We start from the raw sequence: 25726 nt of genomic DNA on the forward strand, positions 1-25726 counted from the left end.
GCCCTGACGTGCCGGCCAAGCCTCCGAGAGACTTATGAAGCTTCGAAACATCGCGATCATCGCGCATGTCGACCATGGCAAGACCACCCTCGTCGACGAACTCCTCAAGCAGTCGGGCTCGTTCCGCGAAAACCAGCGCGTCGCAGAGCGCGCGATGGATTCCAACGATCTCGAGAAGGAGCGTGGCATCACGATCCTGGCGAAGGCCACGTCGGTCGACTGGAAGGATGCCCGCATCAACATCGTCGACACGCCCGGCCACGCCGATTTCGGCGGCGAGGTGGAGCGCATCCTTTCGATGGTGGATGGCGCGATCGTACTGGTCGACGCCGCCGAGGGCCCGATGCCGCAGACCAAGTTCGTCGTCGGCAAGGCGCTAAAGGTCGGCCTGCGCCCGATCGTGGTGATCAACAAGATCGACCGCCCGGACGCACGTCACGTTGAAGTCGTCAATGAGGTCTTCGACCTGTTCGCGGCTCTCGATGCGACCGACGAGCAGCTCGACTTCCCGATCCTCTACGGATCGGGCCGCGACGGCTGGGTCTCCGAAAATCCGGAAGGCCCCAAGGACCAGCGCCTTGCACCGTTGTTCGACCTGGTGCTGGACCACGTTCCGGAGCCGACGGTCGAGCCGGGCCCGTTCCGCATGATCGGTACGATCCTCGAGGCCAATCCGTTTCTGGGTCGCATCATCACCGGCCGCATCGCGTCGGGCACGCTGAAGTCCAACCAGCAGGTCAAGGTGCTGCACCATGACGGCTCGCTGATCGAGACCGGCCGCATCTCGAAGATTCTCGCCTTCCGGGGGCTGGAGCGTCAGCCGATCGAAGAGGCGCAGGCCGGCGACATCGTCGCGATCGCGGGCCTGTCGAAGGGCACAGTCGCCGACACGTTCTGCGACACGTCCGTCAGCGAGCCGATGCAGGCCCAGCCGATCGATCCGCCGACCGTGACCATGTCCTTCATCGTCAACGACTCGCCGCTGGCGGGCACCGAAGGCGACAAGGTGACGAGCCGCGTCATTCGCGACCGCCTGCTGAAGGAAGCGGAGGGCAATGTCGCGCTCAAGATCGAGGAATCGGCCGACAAGGATTCGTTCTACGTGTCCGGCCGTGGGGAATTGCAGCTCGCGGTGCTCATCGAGACGATGCGCCGCGAGGGATTCGAGCTTGCCGTCTCGCGTCCGCGCGTCGTCATGCAGAAGGACGACAGTGGCGAGCTTCTCGAGCCCATCGAAGAAGTCGTCATCGACGTCGACGAGGAGCATTCGGGCGTTGTCGTGCAGAAGATGTCTGAACGCAAGGCCGAGATGGTCGAGTTGCGCCCATCGGGCGGCGACCGCCAGCGCCTTGTCTTCCATGCACCGACACGCGGCCTCATCGGCTACCAGTCGGAGCTGCTGACGGATACGCGCGGCACCGCGGTCATGAACCGCCTGTTCCACTCCTACCAGCCCTACAAGGGCGAGCTCGCGGGCCGCTCCAACGGTGTGCTGATCTCGAACGAGCAGGGCGAGTCCGTCGCATTCGCGATGTGGAACCTCGAGGATCGCGGCCCGATGGTCATCGATGCCGGCGTCAAGGTCTATCAGGGCATGATCATCGGCATCCACTCGCGCGACAACGATCTCGAAGTGAACGTGCTCAAGGGCAAGAAGCTCACCAACATCCGCGCCGCCGGCAAGGACGAGGCCGTGCGCCTCACGCCGCCGATCCGCATGACCCTGGAACGCGCGCTCGCCTGGATCCAGGACGACGAGCTGGTCGAGGTGACGCCGAAGACCATCCGCCTGCGCAAGCTTTACCTCGATCCGAACGAGCGCAAGCGCTTCGAAAAGAGCAAGTCGGTCGCAGGCGCGGCCTGACACGGCGTCGAACCTGTCCAATACGTGAAACGGCGACCGCAGTGTCGCCGTTTTCATGATGCCTGCGCGTGAGCCGGCTATCGCGCCATGGCGTGGTATTCGACGTTCGGCCGCATATCGACGGCGGCGGCCACCCGGTTCGACATGTTGAAGAACGAGGCCGTGGCGGCGATGTCCCAGATATCGCGCTCGGAAAAGCCGGCATCGCGAAGGCCCTGCCGGTCGTGCTCCTCGATGGTGTCGGGTCGCTCCGTCAACTTGACCGCAAAATCGAGCATGGCCTTCTGCTTCGGCGAGAGTTCCGCGGCGCGATAGTTCATCACCATCTGTTCGCCGAGCTGAGGGTCGTTGGAGAGCTGCCGCACCGCGGCGCCATGGGCGGTGAGGCAGTAGTAGCAATGGTTCACCGATGACACGGCCACCGCGATCATCTCGCGTTCGAGCTTCGACAGCCCCGATTCACCCAGCATGAGCTCGTTGTACATGTCGGTGAAGGCGCGCAGCTTCCGGTCGTCGAACGCATATGCCTTCAGGACGTTCGGGACGAGGCCGAGCTTTTCCTCGCACTTGGCGAAATAGGACTTCGTCGCATCCGAAAGATCGGTCGCCGCCAGGTCAAGCGCGGTTACCTTTTCGCTCATCGTTTCATCTCCCTTTCATTGTTTGCCGGCCAGTATGGCGACGGGTCGTCAAACGACTTTTGTCTGTTACGATACAGGCAAAAGTCGAGGAGGGGAGAGGGATTCGCCATGGGGTCGGGCAAGAAATCGCCGCAGGGCAAGGCGGCAACGAAGGCAGGCAGCGAGGAAGTCGGAAGGCTGGCATCGTTCCTGCGGGCGCGGGCGCCGGCTGAAGACCTCGCGACATATGACGACGCGGTCTTCGAGAAGGCCATCGCACTCGCCTACCGGTCGCTCAAGAAGCACCGGGAGGGCGACAGCGTCGTGTCGATCGACAACGACCCCGCGCTGGTGCGCCATGGGCGACCGATCACGGCGATCACGATCGTCAACGACAACATGCCGTTCCTGTTCGATTCGATCACCGGCGAGATCACCGAGAGTTCCGGCGAGGCATCGCTGGTGCTGCACCCGATCCTGCTGGTGAAACACAACAGGTCGGGCGTCGCGGAACTGGTCGGCGACGGCTCGGGTGGCAAGATCGACACTGAGGCCGACAAGGTCAGCCTGATCCACGTCCATGTCGGGCGCCTGGGCGAGGATGCGGCCGAAGCGCTCAGGGCAAAGCTGGAGCAGGTGCTGTCTCAGGTGAAGGTGGCGGTCTCCGACTGGAAGCCGATGCTGGCCCGGCTCGACGAAGCGATCCACGATTTCCGCTATGCGCCGATTCCGCTCGGCAAGGACGAGGTGACGGAAGCCATCGCCTTCCTGGAGTGGCTGCGCGACGACAATTTCACATTCCTCGGCATGCGTGAGTTCAAATATGTCGGCGGCGAAAAGACCGGCACGCTGGAAAGAACCCGCAAGGCGGGGCTCGGAATCCTCGCCGACCCGGATGTCAGGGTTCTGCGCCGGGGCGACGAACCGGTCACGACGACGCCCGAAATCCGCGCCTTCCTACATGGGCCGGAGCCGCTTCTGGTCACCAAGGCCAACGCCAAGTCGATCGTGCATCGGCGCATCTATCTCGACTATGTCGGCGTCAAGACGTTCGACGCAAAGGGCAAGCTGACCGGAGAACTGCGCATCGTCGGGCTGTTCACCTCCACGGCCTACACGCGCTCGGTGATGAAGATCCCGTATATCCGGTCGAAGGCCAATGCGGTCATCGCCAAGTCCGGTTTCGACCCGCACGACCATTCCGGCAAGGCGCTGATCAATGTGCTGGAATCCTATCCGCGCGACGAGCTCTTCCAGATTCCCGTGCCGGTGCTGCGCAAGCACGCCGAGGCGATCCTCGCGCTGGGCGAGCGGCCGCGCGTGCGCGCCCTGGTGCGTGTCGACCAGTTCGACCGCTTCGTTTCCGCGATCATCTTCGTGCCGCGAGACCGCTATGATTCCAACGTGCGCGAGCGGATAGGCGAGTTTCTCAAGACGGCGTTCGACGGTCGTTTGTCGGCTTACTATCCGGCTTTCCCGGAAGGGACGCTGGCGCGCGTTCATTTCATCATCGGTCGCTCGGGCGGCAAGACCCCCAAAGTGGAGATCGAGGCGCTGGAGGCAGCGCTGCGCTCGATCGTGCGCACCTGGGACGACGCGCTGCGGGAAGCGGCGTCCGACGCGCAGTCAAGCCCGTCGCTGATCGCGATCGCCAATCGCCTGCCGCAGAACTATCGCAACTCGTTCTCGCCAGAGACGGCATTGCGCGACGCCGGCCGCATCGCGACGATCACCGCCGAAGACCCGATCGCCGTCGACTTCTATCACCTTGCGGACGACGAGCCGTCTGGCGCGGCGCTGAAGATCTACCATCACGGAACACCGGTGGCGCTTTCGATGCGCGTTCCGCTGCTCGAAAACATTGGCTTCCGCGTCATCAGCGAACGGACGTTCGAAATCGCCGCGGAGGACGGGGGGGAGCCGGTCTTCATCCACGACATGGAGCTCGTCAACGCCTTTGGCGGGCCGGTCGATCTGGCCGGCGGCGGGCTGCTGCTCGAAGAGGTCTTTCTTTCGATCTGGCGCGGCGAAACCGACAATGACGGATATGCCGCCCTCGTCCAGACCGCCGGGCTTCGCGCCCGTGAAATCCAGCTCCTGCGTGCCTATGGGCGCTACCTGCAGCAGGCCGGCATTCCGCAGAGCCAGGACTTCATCGCCGCCGTGCTGACCCGCCATCCCGACATCGCGCGCGCGCTGTTCGGGCTTTTCGTGGCGCGCTTCGATACGCAAGGCGGCAAGGACGGCGAAGTGACGGCAAGGCATCTCAAGGCGGCGATCAAGGATGCGCTCGATGAGGTGCCGAACCTCGATGACGACACGATCCTGCGGCGCTATGAAAACCTGATCGATTCCACCTTGCGCACCAACTATTTCGCGCGCGAGTCCGATGCGCCGCGTTCATTGGCGATCAAGCTGGACTCGCGCAACGTGATGGGACTGCCGGAACCGAAGCCATGGCGGGAAATCTACGTCTACGGGCCACAGGTCGAGGGCGTGCATCTGCGTTTCGGCGCGGTGGCGCGCGGCGGCCTGCGCTGGTCCGACCGGGCGCAGGACTATCGGACCGAGGTGCTGGGGCTGGTCAAGGCGCAGCAGGTGAAGAACGCCGTGATCGTGCCCGTGGGCGCCAAGGGCGGGTTCTATCCGCGCCTTCTGCCCGCCGGCGGCAGCCGCGGCGACATCTTCGCTGCCGGCAAGGCCGCCTATGTGAACTTCGTTTCCAGCCTGCTGTCGATCACGGACAATCTCGAAGGCGACACCGTCGTGCCGCCTGCCGCCATGGAACGCCGCGACGGCGACGACCCCTATTTCGTGGTTGCCGCCGACAAGGGCACGGCGACGTTCTCCGATACCGCCAATGCCATCAGCCAGGCGCATGGCTTCTGGCTCGACGACGCTTTCGCGTCGGGCGGCTCGGCCGGCTACGACCACAAGAAGATGGGCATTACAGCGCGGGGTGCGTGGGAAGCCGTCAAGCGGCATTTCCGCGAGATGAACCGAGACATCCAACGCGAGCCGTTCACTGTTGCAGGCGTCGGCGACATGTCGGGCGACGTCTTTGGCAATGGAATGCTGCTGTCGCCCTGCATCCGCCTGGTCGCGGCCTTCGACCATCGCGACATCTTCCTCGATCCCACGCCTGACGAGGCCGCGTCGTTCGAGGAGCGCCAGCGGCTGTTCGACAACCCGCAGCTCAACTGGCAGGACTACGACCGCTCGAAGCTGTCGGAAGGCGGGATGATCATTTCGCGCACCACCAAGTCGGTGACTCTCAGCGATCAGGCCGCCGAATTGCTCGGCTTGCAGAAGAAGACCGCGTCGCCAGCCGAGATCATGAATGCCATTCTCAAGGCGCATGTCGACCTTTTGTGGTTCGGCGGCATCGGCACCTATGTACGCGGGTCAAACGAGAGCAATGGAGACGTGGGCGACCGGGCAAACGATGCGATCCGCATCACGGGCACGGAAGTCGGCGCCAAGGTCGTCGGCGAAGGCGCCAATCTGGGCATGACCCAGCGCGCGCGCATCGAATACGGCCTTGCGGGCGGTCGCTGCAATTCCGATGCGATCGACAATTCGGCCGGGGTCAATTCGTCTGACGTCGAGGTGAACATCAAGATCGCGCTGGCTGCGGCCATGCGGAAAGGGTCGTTGACCCGGCCGGCGCGCAACAAGCTGCTGGCCGACATGACGGAGGACGTGGCCGGCCTGGTGCTCGCCAACAATTACGAGCAGACGCTGGCGGTTTCTCTGGCGCGTCGGCGCGGACTTGCCGACCTGACGCATCAGGAGCGGTTCATGCAGGCGCTGGAAGCGCGGGGGCTGCTCGACCGTGTCGTCGAGGTGCTTCCGTCGAGCGCGGCGGTGGCCGAGCGCGAAGCGCGCGGCGAGGCGCTGACTCGTGCGGAAATCGGCGTGTTGCTCGCCTATGCGAAGATCGTGCTGTTCGACGATATCGTGGCCAGTGGTCTTCCCGACGACCCGCATCTGGAAATGGACCTGATGGCGTATTTTCCGGGGCGCATGTCGAAGAAATACGCCGACGAAATCCGGGGACACAGGCTGCGGCGCGAGATCATCGCGACACTGCTCGCCAACGATGCCATCAACCGTGGCGGGCCTTCCTTCATCACCCGGATGCAGGATCTGACGGGTCGCACGGCGGCGGAAGTCGTCTCGGCGTTCACGGTTGTGCGCGACGGCTTCGAACTGCCGGCGCTCTATGCGCAGATCGACGCGCTGGACGCGAAGATCGACGGCGACATCCAGTTGGAGCTTTACCAGACGGTCGGTCGGCTGGTTCATGCAGCCACTGGCTGGCTGCTCAAGAACGACGATGGCGCCGCGCCGCTGGGAGAGCGGATATCGGCGCTACGCGAGGCACGGAAGACTCTCGAGGGCAAGATCGGCGCGATGGTTCCAGCCTTCACGTCGGACCGCCTGCGCGACCGCGCCCATGGCCTGTTCAAGGCCGGCGCGCCCGAGGCACTGGCGGAGCGCGTTGCCTTCCTGTCGATCTCCGAACTCATCCCCGATATTGCCCAGGTGGCGCAGGAGGCGAAAGCGGGCTTGCTCGAGGCCGCACGCGCCTTCTTCGCCGTCACCGAGGCGTTCCGGATCGGCCGGATTTCGGATGCCGCTCGATCGATCTCGCCGACCGATTATTATGACGGGCTGGCACTGTCTCGTGCCACGGAAACGGTGAGTGCGGCGCGACGCGGCATGGCGACAAGCGCGCTGGTCAGCCATGGCAAGGAGACCGACCCCGTCGCAGCCTGGCTGGAAGCCGGAGGCGAACGCGTGTCGCGCACCCGCGACCGGCTGCAGGCGCTGACGGAAGGCGGAGACCTGACGGTTTCGCGGCTGACGGTGGCGGCGGGGCTGATGGCGGATCTGAGCTGAACGGACAACCCGCGCGCTATCTCTCGTCATGGTGTTCGGCTAGGTTCTAGCCAATGCGAACAGCCGATCGGGGACGGGAATGAGTAACGAGGCAGACGTGCGTCCGGTGCCGCGCAGCGGCATCCGGGCCTGGATGATGTTCGACTGGGCGGCACAGCCATTCTTCACGGTGGTCACCACCTTCATCTTCGGGCCGTACTTCGTCTCCCGCATGGCCAGCGATCCAGCCACCGGCCAGGCGGCATGGGGCTACGGCATCGCGGCTGCCGGCATCGTCATTGCCATCCTGTCGCCGGTGCTGGGCTCGATCGCCGACCGGGCCGGCGCGCGCAAGCCGTGGCTCGCGGCCTTCGCGGTGGTGCAGGTCATCAGCCTGTGCTGCCTGTGGCTGGCTGAGCCCGGCTCGTCGCTGGTGATGGTGCTTGTGTTCTTCTGCCTCGCCACCGTCGCCGCGGAGTTTTCGATCGTCTTCAACGATTCGATGATGCCGCGGCTCATCACCAAGGATGAGATCGGGCGGGTGTCCAACATCGCCTGGGGCCTCGGTTACCTCGGCGGCATGATCGTGCTGATTTTCGTCGTCGCCCTGCTCGCCGCGTCGCCTGAAACCGGCAAGACGCTGATCGGTGCCGATCCGCTATTCGGGCTGGATCCGGTGCAAGGCGAGGATGCACGCGCCACCGGACCACTGTCGGCGCTCTGGTACGTCGTCTTCGTGCTGCCGCTGTTCCTGTTCACCCCGGACGCGCCCAAGGCGATGTCCGTGCGGCGCGCGGTCGGTGCCGGGCTGCGCGATCTGGCGAATACGATTTCCGAAGCACGCCGCCGCGCTGGGCTGGTTCGCTTCCTCGTTGCACGGATGATCTACCAGGACGGCGTCAACGCGCTCCTGGCGCTGGGCGGGGCGTTCGCGGCGGCACTGTTTGCCTGGTCGATCACGGAGGTGGGTATCTTCGGCATCATCCTGAACATCGTCGCGGTTCCCGGATGCCTGCTGGCCAGTCGGATCGACACGGCACTGGGTTCCAAGACGGTGGTGATGATCTCGCTGGTGATGCTGTGCGTCGCCACCATCGGGATCATCTCGACGGGTCCCGGCTTCACCTTGTTCGGCGCGCTGCCCCTGCCGGCAGACGATTCCGGCGGGCTGTTCGGCACCGCCGCTGAGAAGGCATATATTCTCTACGGGTTGCTGGTCGGCCTGGCCTTCGGCCCCGTCCAGGCGTCCTCGCGCTCCTATCTGGCAAGGAGCGTGGCGGTCGATGAGGCGGGACGCTATTTCGGCCTCTATGCTTTCGCCGGGCGAGCAACGAGTTTCCTCGCCCCATTCCTGGTTGCGACTGTCACGGTCGCCAGCGGATCGCCACGCCTCGGCATGGCGGTCATCATCATCTTCCTCGTTGCAGGGCTCATCATCCTGCGAACCGCGCCCTATCCGGCCCATAGTGCCCGGGAAAACTCCGACTAGTGCCGGAAGTGGCGCGTGCCGGTGAAGACCATCGCGATGCCGTGCGCGTCTGCCGCGGCGATCACTTCTTCGTCCCGCATTGAACCGCCGGGCTGGATGACGGCTGTGGCGCCGGCCTCGACCGCGGCAAGCAGACCATCGGCGAAGGGGAAGAAGGCGTCGGAGGCAACGACCGAGCCTTTCGTCAACGGTTCGGGGTTTCCGGCAGCCTCGGCGGCGTCGAGGGCCTTGCGGGCGGCGATGCGCGATGAGTCCACACGGCTCATCTGCCCGGCGCCGATACCGACGGTCGCCAGGTTGCGCGCATAGACGATCGCGTTCGACTTGACATGCTTGGCGACGCGGAAGGCAAAGGCGAGGTCGGCCATTTCCGTATCGCTCGGTGCGCGCCTGGTGACGACCTTGAGATCGAGGTCGTCGACGACCGCATTGTCGCGCGACTGGACCAGCAGGCCACCGGACACGGACTTGACCGTCATGCCGGCAGAGCGGGGGTTGGGCAGGCCGCCGGTGACCAGCAGGCGCAGGTTCTTCTTCGCGGCGACGATCGATATGGCCTCCTCCGAGGCGTCCGGTGCGATGATGACCTCGGTGAATGTCTTCACGATTTCCTCGGCAGCTTGCGCATCCAGCAGTTGGTTGAGCGCGACGATGCCACCGAAGGCCGAAACCGGGTCACAGGCAAGCGCGGCGAGGTAGGCGTCCTTCAATGTCGCGCCTTCGGCTACGCCACAAGGGTTGGCGTGCTTGATGATGGCAACGGCGGCCGCGCGCGCGGGGTCGAATTCGCCGACGAGTTCGAATGCTGCGTCGGTGTCGTTGACGTTGTTGTAGGAGAGTTGCTTGCCCTGAAGCTGACGGGCGGAGGCGACGCCCGGCCGTTTGTCGCCATTGACGTAGAACCCAGCCTTCTGATGCGGGTTTTCACCGTAGCGCATCACCGTTTCGAGCTTGCCGCCAAAGGCACGCCACGTCGGGGCCTCGATATCCAGCGCGTCGGCGAACCAGCCGGAGATCGCGGCGTCATAGGCGGCGGTGCGTGCGTAGGCCTTTGCCGCCATTTCCTGGCGAAAGCGATAGGGTGTCGCGCCATCGTTGGCCGACAGCGTGTCGAGCAGCGGCTGGTAGTCTGCGGGGTCGGTGACGATCGTCACATAGGCATGGTTCTTGGCCGATGCACGCACCATGGCCGGCCCACCAATGTCGATGTTCTCGACGACCGAGGCATAGTCGCCTCCCGATGCCCGCACCTCCTCGAAAGGATAGAGGTTGATGATCGCGACATCGATCGCGCCGATCCCGTGTTGCTCCATTGCCGCGGCATGCTCTGCGTCGTCGCGGATGGCGAGCAGGCCGCCGTGGACGGACGGATGCAGCGTCTTGACGCGGCCATCCATGATTTCCGGGAAGCCGGTGATTTCGGAAACGTCCCTGACCGCGATTCCCGCCTCGGCGATCGCCTTGGCCGTGCCCCCGGTGGACACCAGCTCGATGCCGGCATTCGCAAGCGCCTGGGCAAGCTCGATCAGGCCGGTCTTGTCGGACACGGAAAGCAATGCGCGGCGCGCCCTGACGAGATCGGGAGCGGGGATGTTCTTGGATATGACGGCCATGCTGGCGGCTCCATCTGGCGGGGACGGGGAGGATGCCGGGGCCGTAGCACATGGCGTAGGGATTTGGAACGCAGGCGTCGGAGTGCCCGGGTTCCTATGTGCGCAGGAAGCGCCAGTGGATTTCCGGATGTTCGGATGCCTTGTAGGTCAGGACGAGCTGGCGGGCGCGGCGTGGTCCGCCAAGCGCGGCGAAGAACAGGGATTCCTCGACGGCCGGCGCCAGTTCCTCGCAGGTGAATTCCCAGCGTTCGCCGCTGGGCGCAGAAAGGACGAGATCGTCGCGCTGGTTCTGGAACAAGGCGATGTCGGGATGGAGGTGGAAGCGGACGGCGACATTGTCGTGGCCGTTCGACCTTGCAATCTCGCCGCCTCTGCGGAACACCCGATCGATACCTTCGAGCATCTCGCCGCCGGCGCTGAGGCTCAGTTCTCTCTCGTGATAGAGGCCGAAGCGTTGGACGTATCCGTCGTGCTGCGCGACGAAGGCCTGGATGCCTGTGGAATCCATGCGCTGGCACGGAACATTGCGGGGCCCGGCGATCAGCGGCGCGCCAAGCAGCCCGCTCAAGCCACGAGACAGGGTGAAACGGGCCGATGAGGTGTCGTTGAGCGTCGCCGTCGAATGCGCGGCCGTGGAACGCGACAATGGCCGGAAATCCTCGGCACCATAGGTGTCGACGCCGCAATTGACGATGAAGTGATCCCTCCCGGAAGAAAGCTCGAAGGCGAGGCATCCGGCCTGCGCGGCATGCGAGACCTCCGTGGGTGGTGCCGCGCCGGCGTCGGCGATCACGGTGGTGTTTCCCATGCACAGGCGCTCGTAGCCGGAATGTGGCGCATGCAGAAGCGGTGCACCGACGGTGTCGTCGTGATGCAGGATCGCCGCGATCCTGTCGTGGCCGGTGGCGCCCATGCCGTTGAACCGAGCGAGCGTGCCGTCCTGGTGGCGGAAGAAGCGCAGGGCCGGCAGCATGCGCTCAACCGCGCCGATCAGGGCTTCGGGCGGCGCCTCGGCCTGGTTCGAATAGGTATGGCGCAGCGGCAACAGGTCAGCGAGCAGTTCGAGCACGGCTTCGGGACTACGCGAGATGTGCCCGCCATCGGGCAGGATCTGCCGCTCGAGCTCGATCGACAATTGCCGCGATGCAGCGCGCAGGGTGGCGGGCGACGCGGGCAGCGAAAGCGCTGCGAAAGCCAGCGCGATGCGCGCGCGCAGCCTTTCCTCGCCGTCGGGCATTTCGGGCGTCGTCGCGCGCAGGTAGCGGATCTGGATGGCGAGCGATTTGAGGAACGCGCGGTAGAACGGAAACTCCGCGCCTTGCAGCACGACGCCGGAATGCTGGAGCCAGGCGATGACGCGCCGGGCGGTTATGGCCGGCTCCCAGGCGACGCCGCCAATCTTGCGGCCATGCATGGCGATCCAGTCGCTCACCAGCGCGCGGGCGTTGGCAGAGGCGAGCTCGGTTTCGGCGGCGCGCATGTGGCGCAGCCAGCGAAAACCGTGCAGCGACGACATCCAGGCGGCACTGGCTATCTCCGTAAGGAACGGGGAAGCGTCGGTCTCCACCATGTAGCCGGCAAACGGAAACCGGCCGTGATAGATTTCGTTGGCGATCTGGGGGTCGGCGACGCGCAGATCCGGCGGGGCGATCAGGACGCGTTCCGGCGTACGCCCAGTGAACCGCCAGCGGTAGATCGGGCCGACACGCAGGCGGCCGCGCGCGCGCCGCCACAAGGTGGCGGCGACCAAAGCCCATATCTGTGGGGATTCAGCCCTCGCGGCCGACAAATCTCGTTTCCTCCGAATCGCCGAAGCGTAATTTACATTTTGGGAATATGGTAAATGATTCAGCAATTTATTCGAAGGTCGAAATTGAAGCTGTCAGTCAGCCCAATCGACGCAGCCTGACGGCATAGAAGCCGTCGAGGCCCGACAGGCCGGGCGTGCCCATGACGAGCCCTGCCGGGGTGGTGCGGATGGCGCCGTCACTGGCGACGAACGGCGCCAGATAAGGGAGCTCCTCTGCCGAGACGGGATCGAGCCGCATCTCCGGGTTGGCGGCGAGGAAATCGTCGACCAGCCGTTCGCCTTCGAGGGGATCGAGCGAGCAGTTGGAGAACACGAGGCAGCCGCCGGGCCGCACCAGAGTCGCCGCATGAGCGAGCATCCGGGACTGCAGGTCGGCGAGGCGGGCGACGTCGTCCGGCCCCTTCGTCCATGGCACGTCCGGGTGGCGGCGCACCGTGCCGGTCGACGAGCAGGGCGCATCGAGCAGCACCGCGTCGAACAGTTCCTGAGGGCGGAAGGCGAACAGGTCGCCCTCGACGATCTCTGCCTCGAGCTGAAGCCGGGCGAGATTGGCCGCGAGTCGCTTGGCGCGGTTGGGCGAAAGCTCGAGCGCGGTGACCCTGGCTCCGGCCTGCGCAAGCTGCGCCGTCTTGCCGCCGGGTGCGGCACACAGGTCGGCGACGCGAAGTCCGGAGATGTCACCGAAGAGCCGCGCGGGGATGGCGGCTGCCGCGTCCTGCACCCACCATTCGCCCTCGGCGAAGCCGGGCAGGTCGGGGACTGAGGCGTCGAGCTTCTCGATGCGCACGCTGCCGGTCGGCAGCACGATGCCGCCGAGGCGTTCCGCCCAGCCCGCCGGGTCGCTCTTGACCGTCAGGTCGACCGGGGCCTCGAGCCGGTGCGCGGCGAGGATCGCTGCTGCGTGGTCGTCGCCATAGGCGGACTTCAACCTTTCGACGAACCATTGCGGCGCATCGTCGGTGGCACCCATCGCGGCTGGCAGCGCGCGCTCCTTGCGCCGCCCGATTTCGCGCAGCACCGCGTTGACGAGGCCTGAAAAGCGTTTCGTGCGCGGGTCTTCGCCAGCCTGCGTGACCGCAAGGTCGACGGCGGCTGAGTCAGGCACGTCGAGAAACAGCATCTGCGCGGCGGCGACATGCAGAATATGCGACAAGGTGTGGGCGTTTGCCGGCAAGGGACGGTCGAGCCTGGCGGACACCAGCGCATCGATCGTGCCGCGGAAACGCAGCGCCGTCGTCAGGATGGCACGCACCAGCGAACGATCGCGCATGTCCAGCGCACGAAACTGCGGATGGCCATGGTCGTTATCGGTCAGCCCGTCGAGCGAGGTCTTCGCATCGATCACCGCCGCCAGCAGCCGCGTCGCCGCCTTGCGGGCCGCGAGACCGGGCACGTTGCTTTCCGTTTTCGCAGGACGACTTCCGTTGCCGCCGCGCGCGCGGCGGCCTTGCGTCGTCACGACCTGCCGCTCCGCGGTCCGGTCGGATTGCGGCCCCACGGGTTCTGCTGGGGAGGCTCCGGGGTCGGCGCGGGTCGGCCACCCCAGGGGCCTCCGTCGGTGCCGGTTGTCGGTGCTTCGGGCGCGGGGCTGCGGGCGGGCGCAGCAGGCCGGTCATTGCCGCCCGCTCCACCACCGAACTCCTGCGCCAGCTTCTGCAATGCTGCGATGCGGTTCTCCGTGGCGGGGTGGGTGGAGAACAGATTGTCCATCCGCTCGCCAGACAACGGATTGATGATGAACATGTGCGCGGTTGCCGGATTGCGCTCGGCATCCGGGTTGTGGACCGCCTTGGCGCCGCGCGCGATCTTGTTGAGCGCCGAGGCCAGCCACATCGGGTTGCCGCAGATCTCGGCGCCGCGCTTGTCGGCGGCATATTCACGGGTGCGGCTGATTGCCATCTGCACCATCATCGCAGCCAGCGGGGCGACGATGATCGCCACCAGCACGCCGATGATGCCCAGTGGATTGTTGTTGCGGTTGCCGCCGAAGAAGAAGGCGAAGTTGCCGAGCATCGAGATCGCGCCGGCAAGCGTCGCGGTGATCGTCATGGTCAGCGTATCGCGGTTCTGCACGTGGGCCAGTTCGTGGGCCATCACCGCCGCGACTTCCTCGGGGCTCAGGCTCTTGAGAAGTCCGGTGGTCGCCGCGACGGCCGCGTTCTGCGGGTTACGGCCGGTTGCGAACGCGTTGGGCTGCGGGTTGTCGATAATGTAGACCTTCGGCATCGGCAGGCCCGCGCGTCCGGCAAGGTCGCGTACGATGGTGTAGTATTCGGGCGCGTTGCGCTCGTCGACCTCGACGGCGTGGTGCATGCGCAGCACCATCTTGTCGGCGTTCCAGTAGCTGAACAGGTTCATGCCGGCGGCGATCACGAAAGCGATGAGCATGCCGCCCGAGCCGCCAATGAGATAGCCGATGCCCATGAAGAGCGCCGTCATCAGGGCCAGAAGCATCGCTGTGCGAATGACGTTCATGCAGAACTCCGCTGTTTCGAAAGCCAGCCGCGCCGGGTCGATCCCGCGCTGCGAACCGTCTATATGATGGGCAGCGACCGATGGAAATTCAATCTTTCGAGCAGCAAGCCATGAATGAATCGCCCGACACCGAAAAATCCGCCGCCGAACCGCTGCCAGAACCCAGGACGCTGTCGCCCGCGGCACAACGTGCGCTCGAGGAAGCCGAAGAGCGGCGGATGTCGGCGCTCAAGCGCGAGGCCGCCTTGCCGAAGGAAATCGGCGGGCGCGGCGGCAACGACCCGGCGCGCTACGGCGACTGGGAAGTCAAAGGCATGGCGAGCGACTTCTAGGCGCAAGCGTGCCGATACGAGACACGGCCGCGCCGCGGTCCCCCGCGCCTTAACCGACACGAAACCAAGCTTTCAGGATCGCGCCCGCATTAACAGCGTCTTGGCCTTCAACATGCCATTTTGCCGCCCAAAGGACCGGAACCGGCCCGCCTGATGCATCCGGAAACAGGATCATCATCAGGTGTTGCGAATGGAGACAGGGCGATGCAGGCGAAGGGCGTACTGAGGCGGCTGACAAGGCATTTTCGCGACGGGCGCGGCGGCAATTTCGGGCTGATGGCGGCCATCATCGCGCCCGTGGTCCTGCTGGCGGCCGGCTATGGCATCAACGTAACCCAGATATCGCTGACGCGGTCCAACCTGCTTGCCGCGCTCGATTCCGCGGTGACGTCGACGGCGCGCGACCTGACGACGGGCGTCATCGACGAGGAGGACGCGCCGGAGGTTGTGAAGGCGTTTCTCATGGCCAACGGGCTGCGGGCATTTGCCGAAGACGGGCGGCTGACGCTCGACAGCCTCGTGATCGACAAGCAGGCCCGCACGGTATCGGCGGTCGCAAGCGTCGAACTCGACGTCGCCTTCGCGCTGTTCGGCGCGGCCAACAAGCAGATCATCACGACTGAATCCGCAGCACTCTATTCGGATCGGCGTATTGAGATCGCCATGATGCTGGACGTGACGGGGTCGATGAAGGGGCAGAAGATCAGGGATCTAAAAACGGCAGCGGGCAATGCTGTCACGCAACTGCTTTTGGCAAATCGGAATGGCAATGCGCGTGTGAGGATCGCTCTCGTGCCCTACGCCGCTGCAGTCAATGTCGGTAGCGCGCTGGGTATGCGCACAATATTCGAAGAACAGCCGAACGGACCCAACTTGCCTCCACCAAACTGGGCGCGACCTGCTTCATTGAAGAACAATTGTACCACCGAGCGCAGGTTGCCGGACGGAAGTGCGGACTTCTCCGACGTCGGCCCGTATGACGAGCGGATGAACAACGATGACAAATACTATCAAACGCTTGTCAATCGCGACGACAGGCTCAGGTCATGCCCCAACGCACAACTGGTGCCGTTGACGGCCAACGAGGACACCCTTCAGGATACGATCCAGGATTTTTCCGCCGATGGGTATACCGGCGGAGGGATTGCGGCGCAGTGGGGCTACTACATGCTGTCGCCAAACTGGCGCCGGGTTATCCGCGATGCCGGATTGGGGGATGGCCCGGCAGACCCCGACCCGGACGAGGTCTCCAAGGTAGCAATCCTGATGACGGACGGAGTGTTCAATACGACATTCGTAGGCACATCGACCTGGCCTGAAGGAGGCGAGGAAGCGCTGTCTACGAGCAACGCCGAACGCGTATGCGAAGAGATGAAGAAGGACGGCATCGAAGTCTTCACGATCGGTTTCGCCCTGCCGGCAGGCGAAGTGTCTGCGGCAAGACGGGTGCTAGAGGATTGCGCCTCGGATGACACGGGGGCGGTCCGCCATTTCCACGAAGCGTCGACAGGCGAGGAACTCGATGAGACGTTCCGTGAAATCGCGCGCAACATCGAAACCTTGGCACTGACGCGCTAGCCTTCACTGCACGCCAATAGCAAAGGGCCGGCTCTCGCCGGCCCTCCGTGCTTTCCGTCCGTGGCGCGGCCCGTGACGACAGCAGTGCTGCCGGCCGCGCGTCACGCGCCTGTCAGGAAGACTGCTTCCTGAAAGGACGATCCGCCGGGGCCACACTACGGTTGAAACCACTCGACATCAGATCACCTCCTTTCAGTTCGTTGAACACGCGCCCAATGTGGGGTGGTTCGCTCCGCACCGCAAGGAGAATCATGTGGCCCTTGGAGTTGGTCGTCGGGACTGGGCTCATGAGCTCCGGCATGGATCCTCGGGTCGAGCCCGAGGATGACGATATTGAAGGTTGCCGCAAACCGCGTACGTTGACGTTTGATAGCGACCTCACCGCCTGCGTCATCCTCGGGCTCGACCCGAGGATCCATGCCGGGGCGGTTCCGCTTCGCAGCCGTCCAGTCCTGCCGGTGCCGGCCCTTATTTCTTCTTGTTCTGGCGGTTGGCGACGAGATCGTCGACGACGCCGGGATCGGCGAGAGTCGAGGTGTCGCCCAGCGCGCCGAAATCGTCCTCGGCGATCTTCCTGAGAATGCGGCGCATGATCTTGCCGGAGCGCGTCTTTGGCAGGCCGGGCGAGAACTGGATCAGGTCTGGCGAGGCGATCGGGCCGATCTCCTTGCGGACATGCGCGACGAGTTCCTTGCGCAGCGCGTCGCTGCCTTCTTCGCCCGCCATCAGCGTGACGTAGCAATAGATGCCCTGGCCCTTGATGTCGTGCGGATAGCCGACGACGGCGGCCTCCGACACCTTGTCATGGGCGACGAGGGCGGATTCGACCTCGGCGGTGCCCATGCGGTGGCCGGAGACGTTGAGCACGTCGTCGACGCGGCCGGTGATCCAGTAATAGCCGTCCTCGTCGCGGCGGCAGCCGTCACCGGTGAAATACTTGCCCTTGTAGGTGGCGAAGTAGGTCTGGATGAAGCGGTCGTGGTCACCATAGACGGTACGCATCTGGCCGGGCCAGGATTCGGTGATGCAGAGATTGCCGTCTGCCGCGCCCTCGAGCACCTTGCCGTCATTGTCGACGAGCTGAGGCTGGACGCCGAAGAACGGCCGGGTCGCCGACCCCGCCTTCAGGTCCGTTGCGCCGGGTAGCGGCGTGATCAGGATGCCGCCGGTCTCGGTCTGCCACCAGGTGTCGACGATCGGGATCTTCTTGTCGCCGACGACCTTGAAGTACCACTCCCAGGCTTCGGGATTGATCGGCTCGCCAACGGAACCCAGCACCTTGAGCGACTTGCGCGACGCGCGTTTTACGAAGTCGTCGCCGGCGCCCATCAGCGCGCGGATGGCGGTCGGCGCGGTGTAGAAGATGTTGACCTTGTGCTTGTCGACCACGTCCCAGAGGCGCCCGGCATCGGGATAGTTGGGCACGCCTTCGAACATCAGCGTGGTGGCGCCATTGGCCAGCGGGCCATAGACGATGTAGCTGTGCCCGGTGACCCAGCCGACGTCGGCGGTGCACCAGTAGATGTCTCCGTCGTGGTAGTCGAAGACATACTGGTGCGTCATCGAGGCATAGACGAGATAGCCGCCGGTGGTGTGCAGCACGCCCTTGGGTTTTCCTGTCGAGCCAGAGGTGTAGAGGATGAACAGCGGGTCTTCCGCCTTCATCTTTTCCGGCTTGCACTCCGGCTTAACCGTGCGAACTTCCTCGTGATACCAAAGATCGCGGCCATTGGCCCAGCCGACCTTGCCGCCGGTGCGGCGGACGACAAGCACGTTTTTGACAGAGACGTGATTCCGGGCGGCGATGTCGATCGCCTTGTCGGTGTTTTCCTTCAGCGGGATCGTCTTGCCGCCGCGCAAGCCCTCGTCGGCGGTGATGACGAAGGTGGATTCGCAGTCGACGATGCGCCCGGCCAGCGCGTCGGGCGAGAAACCGCCGAACACGACCGAGTGAACCGCGCCGATGCGCGCGCAGGCCAGCATCGCGTAGGACGCTTCGGGGATCATCGGCATGTAGATGGTGACGCGGTCGCCCTTCTTGACGCCGTGCTTCTTCATCACGTTGGCCAGCCGGCATACGTACTCGTAGAGTTCGTTATAGGTGATCTTCTTGTCGTCGTAGGGGTTGTCGCCCTCCCAGATGATCGCCGTCTGATCGCCGCGCTTCTTCAGGTGGCGGTCGATGCAATTATGGGCGACATTGGTCTGGCCGTCCTCGAACCACTTGATCGATACCTTGCCGTCGAAGGAGGCGTTCTTGACCTTGGTGTAGGGCTTGAACCAGTCGATGCGCTTGCCGTGCTTGCCCCAGAACTTGTCTGGGTTCTTGATGCTTTCCCTGTACCATTTCTGGTAGGTGTCGTTGTCGATCAGCGCGTCCTTCTTCCAAGCAGGCTGGACACGGTGGATCTTGACGTCGGACATGCTTTCTCCCTCCCGGATCGATTTGCCGGCGCGCTTGGCTGCCGGTCGGCAACGGTCGCCGCCTCTCGCGGCGCATTATGTCCAAATCGGGCCCGGCGACAACATCACTCGCGAAGCAAGACATGGTTGATCGAGGGCGGCGTTGTCAGCACTCCCGGGTGCGTGATGCTAACAGTTTGTAATAGAACGATAAATTCGCCGTGAACGTTCGGAAATCAATAGACGGTTAACCATCCCGCGCCATAGTTTTGCGAATGGAGGAGCAACCTTGAACGGGGAACTTGCCATGCGCGACCACGCCGAACTCGAAATGATGCTCAAGGGCTATGGCCTGACGACGGCCGAAATCCTGTATCGCATGCCGGACCATCCCGGCCTTCTGCAGACCTTCGTCTGGCAGCACTATGACCTCGCCCCGAAGTTTCCGGCGCTCTATCAGTTCATCGACTTCTGGCAAGACAAGATCGAGGGCGCGCTGCATTCCGTCGCCTACACGCATCAGCGGCTGATCGCGCCCAACGAGTGGCGCAATGTCAGCGGCGAGTTGGCGCTGCACTGAGGGCATTTTCTTACGTCACGTCAATATTCGTCGGAATCATGCTATAAGGCTGCGTCATCAAGGCAGGGCGGCTGAAGAAGGAAGACGATGCCGGCGAACGATGAAAGATGGGTGCTGATCTTTTCTGATGGAACCGGCCAGCGCGGCGTGCGCGACGAAGCAGACATGCCACAGATCTCCGGAATGACAGTGAAAAACACCAACGTCTTCCAGATCTACTTCGCGACCGAAGGCCTGCCGGAGTTTGAGGCCTTCTATGACGCCGGGTTGGGCGCACCGGCCGAGGGCGGCAATGAATGGTCGCGGACGCTGCGCAATCTTTGGAGCAAGGCAACAGGGTGGGGCATCACGGCCAATATCACCGACTGTTACGAGGCGCTGATGATGCGCTGGAAGCCGGGCATGAAGATCGGTCTGTTCGGATTCAGTCGCGGAGCCTACACGGTGCGCTGCCTCGGTGGCGTGCTTGCCACGTGCGGCCTAGCAACCCGGATGGACGGTGCGCCCTTGCCCGGCGACGAGACCGCGGCCGCTGTAAAGCGCCGCCGCGCTGTCGCCGAGGAGGCGGTCGCGACCTACAAGATCGGCAAGGAAGATAAACGCCGAGCGGCGGGGCAGACCTTCGCCGAGCGTCATGCGTCGGAGCTGTGCGTGCCCGACGTAATCGGCGTCTTCGATACGGTCAAGGCGCTTGGTCTGCCGGGCGTGATGAACGCGGTCAACCCTTGGCAGCACGAGTTCCATGATAGCGAGCTGGCTTCGCGCGTACATGTTGGGCTGCACGCCCTGTCTATCGATGAGAACCGGAAGACGTTCGCGCCGGAGTTGTGGGACGATCCAGATGTGGAGGCGCTGGCAAAGGGCCAGGTGATCGAGCAGGTCTGGTTTCCCGGCGTCCATTCCGACGTCGGCGGCGGTTATGAGGACGGCAGGTTAGCCGACCTCGCGCTTCAGTGGATGCTGGCGCGGGCCGAGGCGCTGGTAGGGCTGCGTATTCCGCTCAGCGTATCAATCCACGACAATCTGCTGGCGCCATCCCACAACGAGCGCACAGGGTTCGGCGTTCTATGGCGGCCGGGTGAGCGGGCCATTCGGGGCAAGGCGGTCGATGTCGATGCTGCCTGCGCCGATCTGGAAACCCGGTTCGACCGCCATGCGCCCGCGTATCGTCCGAACCCGCTAAGCCGTCACCCCCGTTTCGCTCGCTTTTACTGAAGCACTACCGGCTGCCGAAGATCGCCGAACCGACGCGCACACTGGTGGCGCCGAAGGCGATTGCGGTCTCGTAGTCACCCGACATGCCCATCGAGAGCTTTTCGACCCCGGCGTCGCGGGCGAGCTTTTCGAGAAGTGCGAAATGCGGCCCGGGATTCTCGTCGAAGGGCGGGATCGCCATCAGCCCCTCGACGGCAATCCCGTGCACCTCGCGGCAGCGTTTCACGAAGCCGACCGCCTCGCGCGGGTCGATGCCGGCCTTTTGGTCTTCAAGCCCGGTATTGACCTGTACGTAGAGCTTCGGCGCCTTGCCCTGTTTCTTGATCTCCTTGGCGAGCTCGGCGGCGATCTTTTCGCGGTCGACGGTCTCGATGACGTCGAAGAGAGCGACGGCCTCCTTCGCCTTGTTCGACTGCAACGGGCCGATCAGATGCAGTTCGAGGTCCGGGAAGTCTTCGCGCAGAGCGGGCCATTTTCCCTGCGCCTCCTGGACGCGGTTTTCGCCGAAGACGCGCTGGCCGGCCTCGATGACGGGGCGAATGTCATCGGCGGCAAACGTCTTCGATACGGCGACGAGGGTCACCGAGCCTGCCGGACGCTTTGCTTCCTGTTCGGCCGCCGCGATATTCGCCTTGACCGTCTTCAGTCGTGAAACCGCATCGTTCATGGTCCAAATCCGCTGTTTTCGTTGCCTGCCGGGCCGTCATGGTTGACGGGTCCGGGAAACCGTGGTGAAGGCATGGCAACTTTCAACTTTCCCGTGACAATGCACGCGATTGTTCAAATTGCCCGATTCTGCATCGCCAGCGTCTTCTAGGTGAAAATCTAAAGCCATGCCACCAGTCGAGAGATACAACCCCCGCGCATCCGAACCCAAATGGCAGAAGGCCTGGGACGCCGCACAGCTCTTCGCCACGAAGAACGATGCGCCGGGCGAGAAGTACTACGTGCTCGAGATGTTTCCCTATCCCTCGGGCCGGATCCACATGGGCCATGTGCGCAATTATGCGATGGGCGACGTGGTCGCGCGCTACAAGCGCGCCCGGGGCTTCAACGTGCTGCACCCGATGGGGTGGGACGCCTTCGGCCTGCCGGCGGAAAACGCCGCGCGCGACAACAAGGTCAACCCGCGCGACTGGACCTACGCCAATATCGAGACGATGAAGGGCCAGTTGAAGACGATGGGCCTGTCGCTCGACTGGGCGCGCGAATTCGCGACCTGCGATCCGTCCTACTATCGCCACCAGCAGAAGATGTTCCTCGACTTCTGGAAGTCGGGGCTGGTCGAGCGCCGCAATGCCAAGGTCAACTGGGACCCGGTCGACATGACCGTGCTCGCCAACGAGCAGGTGATCGACGGCAAGGGCTGGCGCTCCGGCGCCGAGGTCGAGCAGCGTGACCTGACGCAGTGGTTCTTCAAGATCACGTCGATGGCGCAGGACCTGCTCGACGGGCTGGATACGCTCGATCGCTGGCCGGAGAAGGTCAAGCTGATGCAGGCCAACTGGATCGGCCGGTCCGAAGGCCTGCAACTCCGCTGGAAGCTGGACCCGGCCACCGCGCCCGCAGGCGAGAGCGAACTGGAAGTCTATACCACGCGACCCGACACGATCTTCGGCGCTTCGTTCATGGCGATCGCGGCGGATCATCCGCTGGCGCGCAAGGCGGCCGAAAACAATCCCGCGCTCGCCGCCTTCATTGAGGAAGTGCGGCGGTCGGGCACGTCGGCCGAAGTGCTGGAGACGGCCGAGAAGAAGGGCTTCGATACCGGCATCCGTGTGGTGCATCCGTTCGACGAGAGCTGGACGTTGCCGGTGCATGTCGCCAACTTCGTGCTGATGGATTACGGCACGGGGGCGATCTTCGGCTGCCCATCCGGCGACCAGCGCGATCTCGACTTCGCCAACAAATACGGCCTGCCCGTCGTGCCGGTGGTCATGCCTGGCGATGCCGACGCGGCGACGTTCCAGATCACAGAGGAAGCCTATACCGGCGACGGCGTGATGATCAATTCGCGCTTTCTCGACGGGATGAAGCCGGCGGACGCCTTCGATGAAGTCGCGCAACGGCTGTCGGGCGTGACGATCGACGGCAGGCCGCAGGCGAGCCGCAAGGTGCAGTTCCGCCTGCGCGACTGGCTGATTTCGCGCCAGCGCTACTGGGGCTGCCCCATTCCGGTCGTTCACTGCGACGATTGCGGCGCGGTGCCGGTGCCCGCTGACCAGTTGCCTGTGCTGCTGCCCGATGACGTTTCCTTCGACAGACCGGGCAATCCTCTCGACCATCATGCGACCTGGAAACATGTCGCCTGTCCGAACTGCGGCAAGGACGCGCGCCGCGACACGGACACGATGGACACGTTCGTCGACTCGTCCTGGTACTTCGCCCGGTTCACCGATCCCTGGAACGAGATGGAGCCGACGACGCTGAAATATGTCGACGGCCCTGCTGGCTGGCTGCCCGTCAACCAGTATATCGGCGGCATCGAACACGCGATCCTGCACCTTCTGTATTCGCGCTTCTTCGCCCGTGCGATGAAGGCGACGGGCCATCTCAACGTGGTCGAAGAGCCTTTCGAGGGCCTGTTCACGCAGGGCATGGTCGTTCACGAGACGTACCGGCTCGGCAGCGGCGCCAACGGGACCTGGGTAACGCCGGCGGAAGTCACCGTGTCCGAAGCGGACGGCAAACGCAGCGCGGTGCTCAATTCGAGCGGCGACCCGGTCGAGATCGGCTCGATCGAGAAGATGTCGAAGTCGAAGAAGAACGTCGTCGACCCCGACGACATCATCGCCAGCTACGGCGCCGATACGGCGCGCTGGTTCATGCTGTCGGATTCGCCGCCCGAGCGCGACGTGATCTGGACAGAGTCTGGCGTCGAGGGCGCGCATCGCTTCGTTCAGCGCGTTTGGCGCCTGGTGGCGGAGGGTGCTCCCGCGCTTGCTGGCGTCGCGCCGTCGTTCGCGCGCGAGGGCGATGCCGGGGCTGTCTCCAAGGCTACCCACAAGACCATCAAGGCGGTCGGCGAGGACATCGAGAAGCTCGGTTTCAACAAGGCGGTCGCGCGCCTCTACGAACTCGTCAACACGCTGTCGCCATGGGTTGCTGGCGCCGCATCGGCGGACACGCCGGCAAAGGCGGCGCTGCGCGAAGCTGTCGAAGCGCTGGTCAAGATGATCGCGCCAATGACGCCGCACCTCGCCGAGGAATGTTGGGCGGAACTGGGTTGCCATGGCCTGGTGGCGAATCAGCCATGGCCGGCGTTCGATGCCGACCTCATCGTCGATGACGAAATCACCCTGCCGGTGCAGATCAACGGCAAGAAGCGCGCCGATTTGACAATCGCGCGCGACGCGGATCAATCTGCCGTCGAACAAGCGGCGCTGGCGCTCGATGTCGTGCGCGCCGCGCTGGACGGGAAATCTCCGCGCAAGGTGATCGTCGTGCCGCAAAGGATCGTCAATGTCGTCGTCTGATGCCGGCCCGAGGGGGCGTTTCGTGAAAGTGGCGGCAATGGCCGTGATGCTGGCATCGGTTGCCGGTTGCACGGTAACGCCGCTCTATGGCACTTCGACTGCTTCCATCTCGCCGCAGGACGGCGGTGTGGCGGCGCAACTCGCTTCGGTCGAGGTGACGGAAGCCACCGATCGAGTCGGACAGGAATTGCGCAATCACCTGATCTTCCTGCTTGGCGGAGGTGGCGGCCAGCCGGCGAATCCGGCCTACAGGCTGCAACTGGCCACCGTGGCGCATGTGTCACGCGGACCATCGATCAGCGTGTCCGACGTGACTCTGGAGCCGTCTTCCGGGTTCCTGGCGCTGCGCAGCGACTATTCGCTTGTGGAAGCGGATACCGGTCGCGTGGTGTCGGCGGGAACCCGTGCAGTGCAGGCGCCGTTCGACAATCCTGGCCAGAACTATGCTTCCCAGCGGGCGGTGCGCGACGCGGAAAACCGCGCGGCACGCGAGCTTGCCGAGGTGTTGCGCCTCGTGGTGGCGCAGGAACTCCAGCGGGCGACGTCAACGTCGGTTCCCGACATCGTCACGACGCCAGAGGACGTCGACCGTCGCCGCATCGGCGAAACGGGGTCGTTTCCACGGCGGCAGTGACAGGTCCTTCGTAGAGCAAATCCGGATAGCAGAACGCCGCGCAGTTTTCAGTCGCGCGGCGTTTTCGATTGGAGGCGTAGCTAGTCAGCCGATGGTCTGGCCGGTCTTGGCCCAGTCAGCCAGGAAGGCCTCGAGGCCCTTGTCGGTGAGCGGATGCTTGACGAGCGCCTTGAGCGTTGCCGGGGGGACCGTGACGACATCGGCGCCGATGAGGGCGGCCTGCTTGACGTGGTTCACGGTACGGATCGACGCGGCCAGGATCTCGGTCTTGAAATCGTAGTTGTCGTAGATAGTGCGAATCTCGGAAATCAGCTCCATGCCGTCGGTGCCCATATCGTCGATGCGGCCGACGAAGGGCGAGATGAAGCTCGCGCCGGACTTGGCGGCCAGCAGCGCCTGGTTGGCCGAGAAACACAGCGTGACGTTGACCTGGCGCCCCTCTGACGTGATTGCCTTGCAGGCCTTGAGGCCGTCGAAGGTCAGCGGCAGCTTGATGCAGATGTTGTCGGCAATCTTGGACAGGACCGCCGCCTCGCGCATCATGCCGTCATATTCGGTCGCCACGACCTCGGCGGAAACCGGACCCGATACGATCGAACAGATTTCCTTCGTGACCTCGGTGATGTTGCCGCCGGATTTGAGGATTAGCGACGGATTGGTGGTGACACCGTCCAGCAGCCCGAGATCGTTGAGCTCGCGGATTTCCTTCACATCGGCTGTGTCGACGAAGAACTTCATGGCTTTCTTCCCTGA

Annotated in this window: 17 protein-coding genes; 9 read left to right on the forward strand and 8 right to left on the reverse strand. The window is 64.2% G+C overall.

All coding sequences use genetic code 11. The features are described from left to right. Positions 1-34 precede the first annotated feature (34 nt). A complete protein-coding gene (typA, locus tag AAFN84_RS13340; RefSeq protein WP_347515030.1) occupies positions 35-1864 on the forward strand; it encodes a translational GTPase TypA in 1830 nt (609 codons plus the stop codon). 77 nt (positions 1865-1941) lie between these two features. Here typA and AAFN84_RS13345 read toward each other — a convergent pair whose 3' ends face one another. Continuing rightward, a complete protein-coding gene (locus tag AAFN84_RS13345) occupies positions 1942-2505 on the reverse strand; it encodes a peroxidase-related enzyme (RefSeq protein ID WP_347515031.1) in 564 nt (187 codons plus the stop codon). Between the two features lie 108 nt (positions 2506-2613). Here AAFN84_RS13345 and AAFN84_RS13350 point away from each other — a divergent pair, with 108 nt between their 5' ends. Together AAFN84_RS13350 and AAFN84_RS13355 are read left to right on the forward strand one after the other, a co-directional pair. After that, complete coding sequence (locus AAFN84_RS13350; protein WP_347515032.1) at positions 2614-7389, forward strand: NAD-glutamate dehydrogenase; 4776 nt, start codon at positions 2614-2616, stop codon at positions 7387-7389. Positions 7390-7468: 79 nt separating this feature from the next. Continuing rightward, positions 7469-8857, forward strand: a complete 1389-nt coding sequence (locus tag AAFN84_RS13355; RefSeq protein WP_347515033.1) for an MFS transporter — start codon at positions 7469-7471, stop codon at positions 8855-8857. Here AAFN84_RS13355 and purH read toward each other — a convergent pair. From purH to htpX, 4 genes are all read right to left on the reverse strand, one after another. Beyond that, entirely contained in the window at positions 8854-10470 is a 1617-nt protein-coding gene (purH, locus tag AAFN84_RS13360; protein WP_347515034.1) for a bifunctional phosphoribosylaminoimidazolecarboxamide formyltransferase/IMP cyclohydrolase, read from the reverse strand. The genes AAFN84_RS13355 and purH overlap by 4 nt on opposite strands. Before the next feature lie 94 nt (positions 10471-10564). Next, positions 10565-12259, reverse strand: a complete 1695-nt coding sequence (locus AAFN84_RS13365; RefSeq protein WP_347515035.1) for a heparinase II/III family protein — start codon at positions 12257-12259, stop codon at positions 10565-10567. A gap of 97 nt (positions 12260-12356) precedes the next feature. After that, positions 12357-13673 carry an RsmB/NOP family class I SAM-dependent RNA methyltransferase gene (locus tag AAFN84_RS13370; RefSeq protein WP_347515036.1) on the reverse strand — a complete coding sequence of 439 codons (1317 nt, stop codon included), beginning with the start codon at positions 13671-13673 and terminating at the stop codon, positions 12357-12359. Positions 13674-13735: 62 nt separating this feature from the next. After that, a complete protein-coding gene (gene htpX, locus AAFN84_RS13375) occupies positions 13736-14755 on the reverse strand; it encodes a zinc metalloprotease HtpX (RefSeq protein ID WP_347515037.1) in 1020 nt (339 codons plus the stop codon). 110 nt (positions 14756-14865) lie between these two features. Here htpX and AAFN84_RS13380 point away from each other — a divergent pair, with 110 nt between their 5' ends. Continuing rightward, positions 14866-15087 carry a DUF1674 domain-containing protein gene (locus AAFN84_RS13380; protein ID WP_347515038.1) on the forward strand — a complete coding sequence of 74 codons (222 nt, stop codon included), beginning with the start codon at positions 14866-14868 and terminating at the stop codon, positions 15085-15087. A gap of 204 nt (positions 15088-15291) precedes the next feature. Further along, a complete protein-coding gene (locus AAFN84_RS13385) occupies positions 15292-16665 on the forward strand; it encodes a pilus assembly protein (RefSeq protein ID WP_347515039.1) in 1374 nt (457 codons plus the stop codon). A gap of 468 nt (positions 16666-17133) precedes the next feature. Here the strand turns inward: AAFN84_RS13385 and acs are convergent, their stop codons facing one another. Next, on the reverse strand, positions 17134-19089 hold the full coding sequence (gene acs, locus AAFN84_RS13390; RefSeq protein WP_347515040.1) for an acetate--CoA ligase: 1956 nt from the start codon (positions 19087-19089) through the stop codon (positions 17134-17136). A gap of 286 nt (positions 19090-19375) precedes the next feature. Here acs and AAFN84_RS13395 point away from each other — a divergent pair, with 286 nt between their 5' ends. Then, a complete protein-coding gene (locus AAFN84_RS13395; protein ID WP_347515140.1) occupies positions 19376-19648 on the forward strand; it encodes an aspartate-semialdehyde dehydrogenase in 273 nt (90 codons plus the stop codon). An 87-nt stretch (positions 19649-19735) separates the two neighbouring features. Beyond that, on the forward strand, positions 19736-20863 hold the full coding sequence (locus tag AAFN84_RS13400) for a DUF2235 domain-containing protein (RefSeq protein ID WP_347515041.1): 1128 nt from the start codon (positions 19736-19738) through the stop codon (positions 20861-20863). A gap of 4 nt (positions 20864-20867) precedes the next feature. Here AAFN84_RS13400 and AAFN84_RS13405 read toward each other — a convergent pair whose 3' ends face one another. Continuing rightward, positions 20868-21530, reverse strand: a complete 663-nt coding sequence (locus tag AAFN84_RS13405) for a YggS family pyridoxal phosphate-dependent enzyme (RefSeq protein WP_347515042.1) — start codon at positions 21528-21530, stop codon at positions 20868-20870. 166 nt (positions 21531-21696) lie between these two features. Between AAFN84_RS13405 and leuS the strand changes: the two genes are divergently transcribed. Then, positions 21697-24339, forward strand: coding sequence for a leucine--tRNA ligase (gene leuS, locus AAFN84_RS13410; RefSeq protein ID WP_347515043.1), 2643 nt, complete (start codon positions 21697-21699; stop codon positions 24337-24339). Then, on the forward strand, positions 24326-24973 hold the full coding sequence (gene lptE, locus AAFN84_RS13415) for an LPS assembly lipoprotein LptE (RefSeq protein ID WP_347515044.1): 648 nt from the start codon (positions 24326-24328) through the stop codon (positions 24971-24973). Before leuS ends, lptE begins: the two co-directional genes overlap by 14 nt. A gap of 84 nt (positions 24974-25057) precedes the next feature. Here lptE and fsa read toward each other — a convergent pair whose 3' ends face one another. Then, the gene (gene fsa, locus AAFN84_RS13420; protein WP_347515045.1) at positions 25058-25711 is read right to left on the reverse strand and encodes a fructose-6-phosphate aldolase; all 654 of its coding nucleotides are present in this window, start codon (positions 25709-25711) and stop codon (positions 25058-25060) included. Positions 25712-25726: the final 15 nt, after the last annotated feature.

The organism is Mesorhizobium sp. CAU 1741 (assembly GCF_039839275.1).
Classification (GTDB): Bacteria; Pseudomonadota; Alphaproteobacteria; order Rhizobiales; family Rhizobiaceae; genus Aerobium.

Excerpts from the sequence above, each read along its gene's own strand:
- typA (WP_347515030.1), top strand. The coding sequence starts at position 35 with ATGAAGCTTCGAAACATCGCGATCATCGCGCATGTCGACCATGGCAAG.
- AAFN84_RS13345 (WP_347515031.1), bottom strand. The coding sequence starts at position 2,505 with ATGAGCGAAAAGGTAACCGCGCTTGACCTGGCGGCGACCGATCTTTCG.
- AAFN84_RS13350 (WP_347515032.1), top strand. The coding sequence starts at position 2,614 with ATGGGGTCGGGCAAGAAATCGCCGCAGGGCAAGGCGGCAACGAAGGCA.
- AAFN84_RS13355 (WP_347515033.1), top strand. The coding sequence starts at position 7,469 with ATGAGTAACGAGGCAGACGTGCGTCCGGTGCCGCGCAGCGGCATCCGG.
- purH (WP_347515034.1), bottom strand. The coding sequence starts at position 10,470 with ATGGCCGTCATATCCAAGAACATCCCCGCTCCCGATCTCGTCAGGGCG.
- htpX (WP_347515037.1), bottom strand. The coding sequence starts at position 14,755 with ATGAACGTCATTCGCACAGCGATGCTTCTGGCCCTGATGACGGCGCTC.
- AAFN84_RS13380 (WP_347515038.1), top strand. The coding sequence starts at position 14,866 with ATGAATGAATCGCCCGACACCGAAAAATCCGCCGCCGAACCGCTGCCA.
- AAFN84_RS13385 (WP_347515039.1), top strand. The coding sequence starts at position 15,292 with ATGCAGGCGAAGGGCGTACTGAGGCGGCTGACAAGGCATTTTCGCGAC.
- acs (WP_347515040.1), bottom strand. The coding sequence starts at position 19,089 with ATGTCCGACGTCAAGATCCACCGTGTCCAGCCTGCTTGGAAGAAGGAC.
- AAFN84_RS13395 (WP_347515140.1), top strand. The coding sequence starts at position 19,376 with ATGCGCGACCACGCCGAACTCGAAATGATGCTCAAGGGCTATGGCCTG.
- AAFN84_RS13400 (WP_347515041.1), top strand. The coding sequence starts at position 19,736 with ATGCCGGCGAACGATGAAAGATGGGTGCTGATCTTTTCTGATGGAACC.
- AAFN84_RS13405 (WP_347515042.1), bottom strand. The coding sequence starts at position 21,530 with ATGAACGATGCGGTTTCACGACTGAAGACGGTCAAGGCGAATATCGCG.
- leuS (WP_347515043.1), top strand. The coding sequence starts at position 21,697 with ATGCCACCAGTCGAGAGATACAACCCCCGCGCATCCGAACCCAAATGG.
- lptE (WP_347515044.1), top strand. The coding sequence starts at position 24,326 with ATGTCGTCGTCTGATGCCGGCCCGAGGGGGCGTTTCGTGAAAGTGGCG.
- fsa (WP_347515045.1), bottom strand. The coding sequence starts at position 25,711 with ATGAAGTTCTTCGTCGACACAGCCGATGTGAAGGAAATCCGCGAGCTC.